The sequence below is a fragment of the Pseudomonas sp. S3_G06 genome, assembly GCF_054667565.1.
In genome coordinates this window covers 5,588,665-5,602,334 of the sequence record NZ_CP162738.1, presented here as the reverse complement: position 1 = coordinate 5,602,334, position 13,670 = coordinate 5,588,665, and the positions used below count along the sequence as shown (strand labels likewise).

The following is a 13,670-nucleotide window of genomic DNA, read 5'->3' as shown; positions in this document are numbered from 1 at the left end:
ACCGACAGAGACCTTGCGCATGCCCCTCGCTTTGCTTGCACTCGCCGTTGCCGCGTTCGGCATCGGCACCACCGAATTCGTCATCATGGGCCTGCTGCCCGACGTCGCCCGCGATCTGGCGGTGAGCATTCCTCACGCCGGGCTGCTGATCACCGGTTACGCCCTGGGCGTGGTGTTCGGCGCACCGATCCTGGCGATCGGCACCGCCAATATGCCGCGCAAAGCGACATTGCTGGGCATGACGCTGATGTTCATCCTCGGCAACGTGCTCTGCGCGCTGGCACCCAACTACGCGACGCTGATGGCGGCGCGGGTGGTTACGGCGCTGTGTCACGGGGCGTTTTTCGGCATTGGCTCGGTGGTTGCCGCCGGCCTGGTGGCGCCGAACAAACGCGCGCAGGCGATTGCCATGATGTTCACCGGCCTGACCCTGGCCAACGTGCTCGGCGTGCCACTCGGCACAGCGCTTGGCCAATACGCTGGCTGGCGCTCGACCTTCTGGGCGGTGTCGCTGATCGGCATTGTTGCGGCGCTGGCGCAGTGGTTGTGGCTGCCAAAACACATCGCAATGGACAAAGCCAACCTCGCCAGCGAATTCAAAGTGCTGGGCAAGGCCAACGTGCTGCTGGCGCTGGGTATGAGCGTGCTGGCCTCGACCAGCCTGTTCAGCGTGTTCACGTATATCGCACCGATCCTGCAAGACATCACTGGCGTCAGCCCCCACGGCGTGACGGTGATGCTGCTGTTGTTCGGCGTCGGCCTGACAGCGGGCAGCATGCTCGGCGGGCGCTTGGCCGACAGCCGCTTGCTGCCGTCACTGGTCGGCGTGGCACTGGCAGTCGTGGTGATTCTCGCGGCGTTCAGCCAGACCAGCCGCGCGGTGATTCCGGCGGCGATTACCCTGGTGCTGTGGGGGATTTTCGCCTTTGCGCTGTGCCCGATTCTGCAGCTGTTGATCATCGATCAGGCGCATGAAGCGCCGAATCTGGGTTCGACGCTGAACCAGAGCGCGTTCAATCTGGGCAACGCAGCAGGTGCCTGGATTGGCGGGCTGGTGGTTGCCAGCGGCGCGGATCTGGCGGACCTGCCGTGGACCGGGGCGCTGGTCGGCGTGCTGACGGTGCTGACGGCGCTGTTGTTCATTTACCTGCAACGTCGGCGGGCGAGTGCGGTCAATGTGTCTGGCTGAGACCTCTGGGACCGCCCACCTGTGGCGAGGGGATTTATCCCCGTTGGGCTGCGCAGCAGCCCCAAGAACCTTCAATCGGGTTTTGTCAGGAATAATCGATAAACCGGATTGCGACGGCTTCGCCGCCGAGCGGGGATAAATCCCCTCGCCACAATGAACTGTGGTGTGTCCCATGTCGCTGTTTGCCCATCAAACCCCTGCGTCCAACCTCCGGTCGCGCTCCATTCACTCTCCATCCAAAGGACCCCGGATGCTTGAACTCGTCGCCGCTTTCATCTGCCTCACCACCCTCCTGACCTTCGTCAATTTCCGCTTTATCGGCCTGCCGCCGACCATCGGCGTGATGGTTACCGCCCTGCTGTTCTCACTGCTCCTGCAAGGCCTCAGCGTCCTCGGCTTTCCCGGCCTCGAAGACCGCGTGCAGCAACTGATCGGCCAGATCGATTTCGGCGATCTGCTGATGAACTGGATGCTCTCGTTCCTGCTGTTCGCCGGCGCCCTGCACGTCAACCTCAATGACTTGCGCAGCTACCGCTGGCCGATCGGCCTGCTGGCCACCTTCGGCGTGTTGATCGCCACCGTGGTGATCGGCAGCCTGGCCTTCTACATTTTTGCCCTGTTCGGCTGGCACGTGAGCTTCCTCTACTGCCTGTTGTTCGGCGCGCTGATCTCACCGACCGACCCGATTGCCGTGCTCGGCGTACTGCGTACCGCCAACGCTTCGAAACCACTGAAAACCACCATCGTCGGCGAATCACTGTTCAACGACGGCACGGCGGTGGTGGTCTTCACCGTGCTGCTGGGCATCGCGCAACTGGGCGAAACCCCGACCGTCAGCGCCACGGCCATGCTCTTCGTCCATGAGGCCATTGGCGGTGTGTTGTTCGGCGGGCTGATTGGTTATCTGGTCTATCGGATGATCAAAAGCGTCGAGCAGCATCAGATCACCGTGATGCTGACCCTGGCCCTGGTGATCGGTGGCTCGGCGATGTCCACCGAGTTGCACGTCTCGGCACCGATCGCGATGGTGGTCGCCGGTCTGATCATCGGCAACCTCGGGCGCAACCTGGCAATGAACGACATGACCCGGCGCTATCTGGACGGTTTCTGGGAGTTGCTCGATGACATGCTCAACGCGCTGCTGTTTGCGCTGATCGGCATGGAGTTGTTGCTGCTGCCGTTCAACTGGCTGCACATGGCCGCCGCAGGTCTGCTGGCGGTGGCGATTCTGTTGTCGCGTCTGCTTACCGTGGCGCCGGCGATCCTGCTGCTGCGTCGCTGGCGCTCAGTGCCGGCCGGCACCATCCGCATCCTCACTTGGGGCGGTTTGCGCGGTGGTGTTTCGGTGGCCCTGGCGCTGGCCCTGCCGCTGGGCCCGGAGCGCGACCTGCTGCTGAGCATCACCTATATCGTCGTGCTGTCGTCGATCCTGCTGCAGGGCCTGACCATCGGCAAACTGGTCAAGCACGCGACGCGTAATGAGCCGGCCAGCGTGGCTGAGCCAGCCCACCACTGATCATTTCTTGATCGACTGCGGGTCGGGCTTAACAGCCTGATCCGCAGATTCCTTCGGCGCACCGCTTTCACTGCGAATTTGCGCATGGCTGATCAGCGCGAAGATGAAGCTGCCGCCAATGATGTTCCCCGCCAGCGTAGGTCCGGCGAACACCGCCCAGAAATCACTCCACGGCAACTCGCCGGCAAACACCAGATACGACACTTCCGCCGATCCGACGACGATGTGGGTGAAGTCGCCCAGCGCCATGAAGTAGGTGATGAGGATGATGATCCACATCTTCGCGCTCTCCATGGACGGGATCATCCAGACCATGGTGGCGATCATCCAGCCGGAGACGATGCCCTTGGCGAACATCTGACTGGCGCTGTGTTCCATGACCTTGCGGCCGATCTCGAGGAAGGCGACGTCGGTCTTGCTGTCGAAAATCGGCAGTTCCAGCATCACGTACGCCACCAGAATCGTCCCGCAGAGGTTGCCGACCAATACCACTGTCCACAGACGGATCAGGCGCAGGAAATTCTTCAGCGTCGGCCTGGTCATCACCGGCAGCACGGCGGTCAGGGTGTTTTCGGTAAAGAGTTGCTGGCGCGCGAGGATGACCGCGAGGAAACCGGCGCAGTAGCCGAAACTGGCGATCACCTTGAATTCGTCGCCATCGGGCAGGCGCGAATTGAGCAATCCCATGCCCATCAGCGACAGGCCCATGGTCAATCCTGCCGCCAGCGCCGACCACCACAGCGCGGCAATGCTGCGCTCCAGTTCCTGATCGCCCTGAGTGCGGATGATTTCATGCAGAACGGCCGCGCGCGGCGGCTGGCTCTTTTCGACTTCGTGCTGCTCCTTGGCCGAGAGGTCGGGGGTCTTGTCGCTGGTGGGGGTGGTCATGGCATGGCAACCGGTAGGGGGGGGGATGTAGCTACGACCGTTGCGCTTCATGGCTGTTCAGTGGCCAGGCGAATCTCCGCTGAATTGGCAACCGCTTTCGCGAGCAGGCTCGCTCCCACAAGGATCACGCTGTACCTGTGGGAGCGAGCCTGCTCGCGAAGAATGCGCCGCCGATCTTATTGAACAGCTTCGTCATCCTTGAACTGGTCTTTCACATATTTGATCTCGGTCCGCCCGTGCGGCGCCGGCAGGCCGTCTTCGCCGAGGTTGACGAACACCATCTTCTCGACGGTCAGGATGCTCTTGCGGGTGATCTTGTTGCGCACTTCGCAGGTCAGGGTGATCGAGGTGCGGCCGAATTCGGTGGCGGTGATGCCCAGTTCGATGATGTCGCCCTGGCGCGAGGCGCTGACGAAGTTGATTTCCGAGATGTACTTGGTCACCACACGCTGGTTGCCCAGTTGCACGATGGCGTAGATCGCCGCTTCTTCATCGATCCAGCGCAGCAGGCTGCCGCCGAACAGGGTGCCGTTGGGGTTGAGGTCTTCGGGTTTAACCCATTTGCGGGTGTGGAAATTCATGGGGGGCTCCTGGGTCGAGGCGTTTGAGCGTTAGGGGTATTGGCCCCCAGCTTCAAGTTTTCAGCTACAAGCTGCAAGTAAAAGCGGATTGGCTTTTACTTGCCGCTTGTAGCTTGCCGCTTGCCACTAGCCGGGCGAAGACCGCTATAATCGCCACCGATTCAGAACGGCTATGCCGTTTTCCCGCCACCTGTCCGAGGGGCGCTGCAGCAGGTTCGACCTGTCAGGCTCGGATGGGGCGTTGACCGGCCTGCGCCGGACACTAAACGCACAACGGCGCCCATTCGCATACATTCCGAATGGAGGCTCTTCATGAGCGCTGTCAACACGCCTGCCGATTTTACCGATTACAAAGTTGCCGACATGTCCCTGGCTGCCTGGGGCCGTCGCGAAACCATCATCGCCGAATCGGAAATGCCTGCCCTGATGGGTCTGCGCCGCAAATACGCTGCCGAGCAGCCGCTCAAAGGCGCAAAAATCCTCGGCTGCATCCACATGACCATTCAGACTGCCGTGCTGATCGAAACCCTGGTTGCCCTGGGTGCCGAAGTGCGCTGGTCGTCCTGCAACATTTTCTCCACTCAGGATCAGGCCGCTGCCGCAATCGCTGCTGCCGGTATTCCGGTGTTCGCCTGGAAAGGCGAGACTGAAGAAGAGTACGAGTGGTGCCTGGAGCAGACCATCCTCAAGGATGGCCAGCCATGGGACGCCAACATGATCCTTGACGACGGCGGCGACCTGACCGAGCTGCTGCACAAGAAATACCCGCAAGTGCTTGATCGCGTTCACGGCGTGACCGAAGAAACCACCACTGGCGTACACCGTCTGCTGGACATGCTGGCCAAGGGCGAGCTGAAGATCCCGGCGATCAACGTCAACGACTCGGTGACCAAGTCCAAGAACGACAACAAGTACGGCTGCCGTCACAGCCTGAACGATGCGATCAAGCGCGGCACCGACCACCTGCTGTCCGGCAAGCAAGCGCTGGTCATCGGTTACGGTGACGTGGGCAAGGGCTCGGCCCAGTCCCTGCGTCAGGAAGGCATGATCGTCAAGGTTTCCGAAGTCGACCCGATCTGCGCCATGCAGGCCTGCATGGACGGTTTCGAACTGGTATCGCCGTTCATCGACGGTATCAACGACGGTTCCGAAGCGAGCATCGACAAAGCGCTGCTGGGCAAGATCGACCTGATCGTGACCACCACCGGTAACGTCAATGTTTGCGACGCGAACATGCTCAAAGCCCTGAAGAAGCGCGCCGTTGTCTGCAACATCGGTCACTTCGACAACGAAATCGACACCGCTTTCATGCGCAAGAACTGGGCATGGGAAGAAGTGAAGCCACAGGTGCACAAGGTTCACCGCACCGGCGCTGGCAGCTTCGACCCACAGAACGACGACTACCTGATCCTGCTGGCCGAAGGCCGTCTGGTGAACCTGGGCAACGCCACCGGTCACCCGAGCCGCATCATGGACGGTTCGTTCGCCAACCAGGTTCTGGCACAGATCTTCCTGTTCGGCCAGAAATACGCCGACCTGTCGCCAGCGCAGAAAGCCGAGCGTCTGACCGTTGAAGTACTGCCGAAGAAACTCGACGAAGAAGTGGCCCTGGAAATGGTTCGCGGCTTCGGCGGCGTGGTCACCCAACTGACCAAGCAACAGGCTGACTACATCGGCGTCACCGTCGAAGGCCCGTTCAAGCCGCACGCCTACCGGTACTAAGAGCAGCTGGGAGTTTCAAGCTACAAGCTGCAAGTAAGGTCAAAAGCCGAGTTTGTCGTACGTAGCTTGAGTCTCTGCCACTATTTCAAAACAGCGTCAGGCCACAAGCTTCAAGCACAAGAGATCAGCGCACCTCCGCTGGTCTTGCAGCTTGAAGCTTGCAGCTTGCAGCTGGAGGTCCCCTCCAATGTCCCAAGACCGTCGCTACAGCTTCGAGTTTTTCCCGACCAAGACCGATGCCGGGCAAGAAAAGCTGCTTGCCACTGCCCGTCAGTTGGCCACTTACAACCCTGATTTCTTTTCCTGCACCTACGGCGCTGGGGGTTCGACCCGTGATCGCACGCTCAACACCGTGTTGCAGCTGGAACGCGAAGTCAAAGTTCCCGCCGCTCCGCACCTGTCGTGCGTCGGTGACAGCAAGGACGACCTGCGCGGCCTGCTGAACGAATACAAGACTGCCGGCATCAAGCGCATCGTTGCCCTGCGTGGCGACCTGCCGTCCGGCATGGGCATGACCAGCGGTGAGCTGCGTCACGCCAATGAACTGGTGGAATTCATTCGTGAAGAAACCGCCGATCATTTCCACATCGAAGTCGCCGCTTACCCGGAGATGCATCCGCAAGCGCGCAACTACGAAGACGATCTCGCCAACTTCGTGCGCAAGGCAAAGGCCGGTGCCGACAGCGCGATCACCCAGTACTTCTTCAACGCCGACAGCTACTTCTACTTCGTCGACCGTTTGCAGGCGCTGGGCGTGGATCTGCCGATCGTGCCGGGGATCATGCCGATCACCAACTACAGCAAACTCGCACGCTTCTCCGATGCCTGCGGTGCGGAAATTCCGCGCTGGATCCGCAAGCAACTGGAAGCCTACGGCGATGACACGCGAAGCATTCAAAGCTTTGGCGAACAAGTCGTCAGCGAAATGTGCGAACGCCTGCTGCAGGGCGGCGCACCGGGGCTGCACTTCTACTCGATGAACCAGGCCGAACCTAGCCTGGCGATCTGGAATAACCTGAAGTTGCCGCGGTGAAGCAGCTGCAAGTTTCGAGCTGAAAGCTACAAGCAAGAGCAAGAGATCGCAGCCTTCGGCAGCTCCCACATTGGAATTTCGTACCCTGTAGGAGCTGCCGAAGGCTGCGATCTTTTGCTTTTAAGCCCGCGAAACAGAGCTTGTGCAGGCACTTTCTGGCTCTTTCGGGTTTCTCGTCGTAATCTCCAGCCATGCCTTTGATCACGCAGTTATTCGCCGTGCTGGTTTTTGCTTGCCTGAGCTTCGCCGCTCGGGGCGAGAAGTTGCGTATTGTCACCGAGCCGTGGGCGCCGTACGTCTACGAACAGGGTGGCAAGAACCTCGGTCTTGACTACGAAACCACCGCCATCGTGTTCCAGCGTCTGGGCATTGAAGTGGAATGGCAGTTCCTGCCGTGGAAGCGCTGCCTGTCGATGCTCGAGACCGGCCAGGCCGACGGTGCGCTGGACATCTTTCACAGCGCCGAACGCGACGCCACCCTGCTCTACCCCAGCGAACCGCTGTCCGATGTCGAATTCGTGATGTTCTACGCCAACGACCGGCCGCATCCATTCAACAGCCTCGAACAACTCAAAGGCCTGACCATCGGCACCTCGCCGGGTTATCTGTACAGCCCTGACTTCAGCCAGTCGGACCTGTTTGTTCGTGAGCCGGCACCGACCCATGAAGCCAATTTCGGCAAACTGGTGCGCGGGCGGATCGACCTGCTGATTACCGATCGCCGCGTCGGTCAGCATTTGCTCGATGAGCTGAATATTCGCGATCTGATCACGGAAAACCCGACGATTATCAGTCGTCAGAGCCAGTTTCTTGCAGTTCGGCGCAATGCCGGTATGGATTTGCTGGTGCAGCGTTTCGGCGCCGAGCTCAAGCGTTTCAAGCGCGAACCGGCCTACGCCGAGCTCAGCGCGCGTTACGGTGCTGCGCCCGTTGATAGCGCGTCACTGCGTTCGGCCACGGCCGGCGGCAAAACCGTTGAGCAGCAGGAAAGCAGCGCGCAGTGATTGCTCTGTTATACTCCGGCGTTCCCGCCAGGCTCACGCCCGGACGCCCGGAACCGTAACAGGCCTCTCGACCCGCTACAGCGCAGCTTCCAGCCCGCGCGAGCGCTCCTGACGTGCCTTCGGAACCGCCGCTGGACCGGACGGGATTGCGTCCTCTTAAACGTGATTCGCGCCAGGCAAGACTCCCATTGGGCCAAGCCCTAACTAAAACAGGATTACTCATGTCCTTTGCTTCCCTCGGTCTCTCCGAGGCTTTAGTCCGTGCCATCGAAGATGCGGGCTATACCGAGCCTACTCCGGTGCAACAGCGGGCCATTCCCGCCGTGTTGCAAGGTCGCGACCTGATGGTGGCGGCTCAGACAGGTACCGGTAAAACCGGCGGTTTCGCCCTCCCGATTCTGGAGCGGTTGTTCCCCAACGGTCACCCGGACAAATCCCAGCGTCACGGCCCGCGCCAACCGCGCGTGCTGGTCCTGACCCCGACCCGCGAACTCGCGGCCCAGGTGCACGAGAGCTTCAAGATCTACGCCCGTGACCTGAAATTCGTCAGCGCCTGCATCTTCGGCGGCGTTGGCATGAACCCGCAGGTCCAGGCCATGTCCCGTGGCGTCGACGTTCTCGTCGCCTGCCCGGGTCGCTTGCTCGACCTCGCCGGCCAGGGCAGCGTCGATCTGTCCCACGTGGAAATTCTCGTTCTCGACGAAGCCGACCGCATGCTCGACATGGGTTTTGTCCACGACGTGAAGAAAGTCCTCGCACGTCTGCCGGCCAAGCGTCAGAACCTGCTGTTCTCGGCAACGTTCTCCAAAGACATCACCGACCTCGCCGGCAAACTGCTGCACAATCCGGAACGCATCGAAGTGACGCCGCCGAACACCACGGTCGAGCGCATCGAACAACGCGTGTTCCGCCTGCCCGCCAGCCACAAACGTGCGCTGCTGGCACACCTGATCACCGCCGGCGCGTGGGAACAGGTACTGGTCTTCACCCGCACCAAGCACGGCGCCAACCGTCTCGCTGAATACCTGGACAAACACGGCCTGCCGGCGGTGGCGATCCACGGTAACAAGAGCCAGAACGCCCGCACCAAGGCCCTGGCCGACTTCAAGGCCGGCGAAGTACGCATTCTGGTTGCCACCGACATCGCCGCCCGTGGTCTGGACATCGACCAGTTGCCGCACGTGGTCAACTTCGAGCTGCCGAACGTCGATGAAGACTATGTGCACCGTATCGGCCGTACCGGCCGTGCCGGTCGTTCCGGCGAGGCGATCTCGCTGGTCGCGCCAGACGAAGAGAAGCTGCTGAAAAGCATCGAGCGCATGACCAAGCAGAAGATTGCCGACGGCGATCTGATGGGCTTCGACTCCAGCACCATCGAAGCCGAGAAGCCGGAAGCCCGCGAGCGTCCGGACATCCGCAACCCGCGCAATTCCCGTGGCCCCCGTGGCGACGGCCCGAATGGCGGCGGCGGTGGCGGCGGTCGCAAGGACAAAGGCAAAGACAAGGGCAAGGAAAAGCCGGCCGGTGAACGTGGCGAGCGCCCTGCCCGTCAGCAGAAACCGCGCGAAGGCACGCCGAGCCGCGAACAGCGCCCGAGCCAGCCTCCGCGTGCAGCGGCTGACCGTGCCCCGGACGAGTTCCTCGACGACGATATCGATAACTTCGGTAACCGCGTTGACTACGTACCGAAGGCCGCTCCTGCCGGCGGCCGTGGTCGTCGTCCGGGCGCCCCGGCGCAAGGCGCAGGCGCACCACGCGGTGGTCAGCCTCAGGGTCGCCAGAACGGTCCGCGCAACAGCAACGGTTCGAGCACCGGCACGCCACCGGCCAAACGCAGCGGCCCGCGCAATGGCGCTCCGCGTGACGGTCAGGGTCGTCGTGACGAATCCGCGCCACGCAACCGCCGCCCGGCCCGTGACGATCAGCCTCGCAGCGAACCGGCCGTGCAGAATCCGCGCAGCAACGGCCCGAAGATCATGCACAAGGAATCGAAAGCCGACCGCTTCCCGACGCCCGAGCAGCTCGATCAACTGCCAAGCCGCCCGCGTGGCGAGAAACCAGCACTGCTGACCCGCAATCGCTGAGTTTCAAGCCGCAATGAAAAATGCCCCGACTCGAAAGAGCCGGGGCATTTTTTTACCTCGATTATCTCTGCCACACCGCAATACCCCTGTGGGAGCGAGCCTGCTCGCGAACGCGGCGGGTCAGTCAGCAATGATGTTGCCGGAATGACCGCTTTCGCGAGCAGGCTCGCTCCCACAGGGAATGTGTCGCAGGCAATAAAAAACGCCCCGGGCCTTTCGACCAGGGGCGTTTTATTGTGGCGAGCGAAAGTTATTTGACTTTCACACCTTCCAGCGAGATATCCAGATCTGCCGTTTGCGAGGTTGGGCCTGGGCCCTTGATCCCGAACTCGTTCAGATTGAGAGTGGTCTTGGCGTTGAAGCCAGCGCGCTCGCCGCCCCATGGATCCTTGCCTTCGCCGTTGAATGTGGCCTTGAAGGTCACAGGCTTGGTCACGCCGTGCAAGGTCAGGTCGCCGGTCACGTCAGCAGTCTTTTCACCGGTCGATTTAACGGCGGTGGAGACGAACTTGGCATCAGCAAACTTGCTCACGTCGAGGAAGTCTTTGCTGGCGATGTGCTTGTCACGTTCAGCATGGTTCGACCACAGGCTGGCAGTTTTCACATCCACAGAGATCTTGCTGGCTTCAGGCTTGGCCGAATCCCAAGAGAAAGTACCGTCGAAATCTTTGAAAGTACCGTGGATGAAGCTGTAACCCAGGTGGCTGATTTTCCAGTCAACGAAGGCGTGCTGGCCTTCCTTGTCAATTTTGTAGTCCGCAGCCATGGCCTGACCAGCCGAGAGCAGTGCAGAACCGATTGCCAGAGCGGCCAGAGTCTTTTTCAACATGCTTTCTTTTCCTTTGAGTCGAGGTTGAGTTTCAGGCTTTGCGACCGAGCATTCGAGTGAGGGTCGCATCACGATCGATAAAGTGGTGCTTCAATGCTGCCAACGCATGGAGACCGGAAAAAATTACCAGTGCCCACGCCAGCCAGAGATGAATCACCCCAGCGGTATCTGCCTGATCCGGTAGTCCGGAGAGCAGGGCAGGAACTTCAAACAGGCCAAACACCGGGATCCCGACACCGTCTGCGGTGGAAATCAGGTAACCGGCAATCATCACAGCGAACAGCGCCAGATACAGAAACCCGTGGCCGAATTTGGCGCCGATACGGGTCATGCGACTGTAGCTTTGCAGCGTTGGCGGCGGCGGACTGATGAAACGCCACAGCACCCGCAACACCATTACAGCGAGCAGCACCAGACCGATGCTCTTGTGCAGATCCGGCGCGTCTTTACGCCAGGTACTGTAGTAATCCAGCCCGACCATCCACAGACCCAGCGCAAACAGCCCGAAGACCACCAGCGCCACGCCCCAGTGCATGAAGATGCTGACCCAACCATAGCGCGAAGAAGAGTTACGTAGCTGCATTGCCCAAATCCTGTGAGAACTGCGAACCAAGACTAGCGAGTTATCTATCGAATTAAAGCGGAAAATTTTGCTTTGAAATATCGAGAAATACGATCAAGAGTCTGGAAGTGACGAGTTAAGAAAAGATTAAAGGCAAAAGTGTGGCGGGATGTTAGGGGCAGATCCTGATGATGCGCTGTCTGGACAGGCCTAATCGCGGGCAAGCCCGCTCCCACAGTGGTTAGTGGCGTGCACAAATCCCGCGTTCATCTCAGAAACCTGTGTGAGCTGGCTTGCCAGCGATGGGGTCCTCACAGGCAAAAAAAAGCGCGGCATATACGCCGCGCTTCTTCATTCACCGCAAAGCCTTACTGCGCCTTGGTCTCGGTCGTTACAGCAGGCTTGGCCGCTGGCTTCTTCGCCGGTTCAGCTTTTTTCGCCGCCGGTTTGGCCGCCGGCTTTTTCGTTTCGGTTTTGGCCGCAGGCTTCTTCGCCGCTGGCTTGGCCGCTGCTTTTTTCGCCGGCTCGGCTTTCACCGGGGCCGCTGGTTTCGGTGCTTCCACCGGCGCTGGCGCAGGTGCCGGGGTCGGTGCAGGCGCTGGAGCGGCCGGAGCAGGTGCTGGCTCTGGCGCTTTCACAGGCTCTGGCTTCTTCTCGTCATCCGAACCGCCGAACAGGTTGCTGAAGAAGTTGCCCTTCTTCGCCGCTACCGCACCCGCCGCGCCTGCCGCAGCTGCAGCCGGAACCACTTTGGCCGGTTCGAACGACTTGCCTGCCGCCAGATCTTCAACCTGGCTGGCTGCGCGCTGGCCGGTGCGCAATGCGCCTTCCAGGGTGCCCGGGTACAAGGTATCGGTGTGTTCGCCGGCGAACGCTACGCGTTGCAGCGGACGTTCCCACAGGCGCCAGAACTTGCTGATCTGCCCCGGGCCGTAAGCCAGATAGGCGCCGCCCATCGACGGGTCGGTGCTGTAGCGACGGATTTCATAACCGGTGAACGAGCCACGGGCCTGTGGATAAAAGGCGTGCAGGCGGATCAACACCTGATCGACCATCTGTTTGTCGCCGAACGCCTGCATCACGCGGGCATTGTCGCCGGACAGGTTGATCACCACGTTGGCGCCGCCCTTCAGCGCCGGCTCGATCCAGAGCATGCCTAAACCTGCGTTGCTGTAGATCTCGCCGGACATGCGCGATTTGCTTTCCCACACGGGCGTCTTGAACTTCAGCATGATCTGGTCGCGCCAACCGTAGTTGGTGCCCTTGATCGCCGCCAGATGCTGAGCATCCAGCGCCGGGGTCAGGGCGATCTTGTTCAGTGCGCGCAACGGCACCGCCAGCACCACGTAGTCAGCCTGATAGCCGACGCTGCCAACTTTGACGGTCACGCCGTCCTTGTCCTGGTTGATGGCCGATACCGGCGAGTTGGTCTTGATGGTTTTGATCTGTTTGACGAACGCCTGCGCCAGCACTTGGCTGCCGCCGACCAGACGCGAAGCACGCAGGTCTCGGTCGGAAACGCCGCGATACACACGATTCTGCTGAGCGAAATACAGCAGCGACAGACGCGAAGGCTCGTCGTAATGCGTGCGGATGTCCTGGTTGATCAACTGACGCGCAGTGGCCGGCAGGTTCTGCTTGTCGAGCCAGCTCGATACGGTGATCTGGTCCAGTGCGTGCAGGGTGGCGGTCGCCGCCGGATTCTGCGGGTCGTCGATCGAGCGCGCCAGATCGTCGAGGGTTTTCTGGTAGCGCTTGAGCGCATCGGCGGTGGCTGGCTGTTTGGTGGCCAGATCAGCGGCGGAGAAATAATCGCCGTCGATCAGATAACCCGGCGTACGCACGAATTCCGGCGCCGGCGTGGTGCCGAGCTTGAAGGTCGACACGTACTTGTTCAGCACCGGCTGGGTCTTGTCGTTGCCGATCCACTCGCTGGTGGCCATGCCCGAGCGGCCGCCCAGGCTCGGTTTGGCTTCCAGCAGGGTGACCTGCCAGCCTTTGTTCTGCAGTTCGTAAGCGGCGGTCAGACCCGACAGGCCACCGCCAATCACGATTGCGGTTTTATCCTTGGCCAGCGCCGTAACGCTGAACAGCCCCAACATCACCAGCGCACAGGCGCGCAGCCAACCGACAGACATTCAGCGAACTCCGGAAAAACATGTGGGAAAAAGCAGCTTTGCGAGTCAGACGACTCAAAGAACCGCGAAGAATACGTTAGCCATCAAAACGCCGCCAGCGACGTCTATCGGCTCAGACAAAGTA

The 13,670-nt window shown here is 60.8% G+C and carries 11 protein-coding genes and 1 riboswitch; of the genes, 6 read left to right on the top strand and 5 right to left on the bottom strand.

Annotated features, from left to right (window positions below; translation table 11 throughout):
• The first annotated feature begins 19 nt into the window (after positions 1-19).
• Positions 20-1,189 carry an MFS transporter gene (locus tag AB4N47_RS25030; protein ID WP_341638093.1) on the top strand — a complete coding sequence of 390 codons (1,170 nt, stop codon included), beginning with the start codon at positions 20-22 and terminating at the stop codon, positions 1,187-1,189.
• Between the two features lie 250 nt (positions 1,190-1,439).
• Positions 1,440-2,705, top strand: a complete 1,266-nt coding sequence (locus tag AB4N47_RS25025) for a cation:proton antiporter (RefSeq protein ID WP_024014630.1) — start codon at positions 1,440-1,442, stop codon at positions 2,703-2,705.
• Here the strand turns inward: AB4N47_RS25025 and AB4N47_RS25020 are convergent, their stop codons facing one another.
• Both AB4N47_RS25020 and AB4N47_RS25015 read right to left on the bottom strand, forming a co-directional pair.
• Positions 2,706-3,593, bottom strand: coding sequence for a formate/nitrite transporter family protein (locus AB4N47_RS25020; protein ID WP_016772773.1), 888 nt, complete (start codon positions 3,591-3,593; stop codon positions 2,706-2,708). It abuts the gene before it with no gap.
• 176 nt (positions 3,594-3,769) lie between these two features.
• Positions 3,770-4,174, bottom strand: a complete 405-nt coding sequence (locus AB4N47_RS25015; RefSeq protein WP_016772772.1) for an acyl-CoA thioesterase — start codon at positions 4,172-4,174, stop codon at positions 3,770-3,772.
• 190 nt (positions 4,175-4,364) lie between these two features.
• A riboswitch (S-adenosyl-L-homocysteine riboswitch) is annotated at positions 4,365-4,463 on the top strand.
• Positions 4,464-4,486: 23 nt separating this feature from the next.
• Between AB4N47_RS25015 and ahcY the strand changes: the two genes are divergently transcribed.
• The 4 genes from ahcY to AB4N47_RS24995 all read left to right on the top strand — a co-directional run bounded on the left by ahcY (position 4,487) and on the right by AB4N47_RS24995 (position 10,017).
• On the top strand, positions 4,487-5,896 hold the full coding sequence (gene ahcY, locus AB4N47_RS25010) for an adenosylhomocysteinase (protein ID WP_016772771.1): 1,410 nt from the start codon (positions 4,487-4,489) through the stop codon (positions 5,894-5,896).
• A 187-nt stretch (positions 5,897-6,083) separates the two neighbouring features.
• Positions 6,084-6,929: a methylenetetrahydrofolate reductase [NAD(P)H] gene (gene metF / locus AB4N47_RS25005; RefSeq protein WP_341638094.1), complete on the top strand. Its 846-nt coding sequence runs from the start codon at positions 6,084-6,086 to the stop codon at positions 6,927-6,929.
• Between the two features lie 191 nt (positions 6,930-7,120).
• Complete coding sequence (locus AB4N47_RS25000) at positions 7,121-7,933, top strand: substrate-binding periplasmic protein (RefSeq protein ID WP_341638095.1); 813 nt, start codon at positions 7,121-7,123, stop codon at positions 7,931-7,933.
• 221 nt (positions 7,934-8,154) lie between these two features.
• Positions 8,155-10,017 (top strand): DEAD/DEAH box helicase, encoded by a 1,863-nt coding sequence (locus AB4N47_RS24995; RefSeq protein WP_016772767.1) that lies wholly within the window; start codon positions 8,155-8,157, stop codon positions 10,015-10,017.
• Between the two features lie 250 nt (positions 10,018-10,267).
• Here the strand turns inward: AB4N47_RS24995 and AB4N47_RS24990 are convergent, their stop codons facing one another.
• The 3 genes from AB4N47_RS24990 to AB4N47_RS24980 form a co-directional block, all read right to left on the bottom strand.
• Positions 10,268-10,846 carry a YceI family protein gene (locus AB4N47_RS24990; protein WP_024014635.1) on the bottom strand — a complete coding sequence of 193 codons (579 nt, stop codon included), beginning with the start codon at positions 10,844-10,846 and terminating at the stop codon, positions 10,268-10,270.
• A 31-nt stretch (positions 10,847-10,877) separates the two neighbouring features.
• The gene (locus tag AB4N47_RS24985) at positions 10,878-11,429 is read right to left on the bottom strand and encodes a cytochrome b (RefSeq protein ID WP_341638096.1); all 552 of its coding nucleotides are present in this window, start codon (positions 11,427-11,429) and stop codon (positions 10,878-10,880) included.
• Between the two features lie 347 nt (positions 11,430-11,776).
• Positions 11,777-13,546, bottom strand: coding sequence for a flavin monoamine oxidase family protein (locus tag AB4N47_RS24980; protein ID WP_207807506.1), 1,770 nt, complete (start codon positions 13,544-13,546; stop codon positions 11,777-11,779).
• Positions 13,547-13,670: the final 124 nt, after the last annotated feature.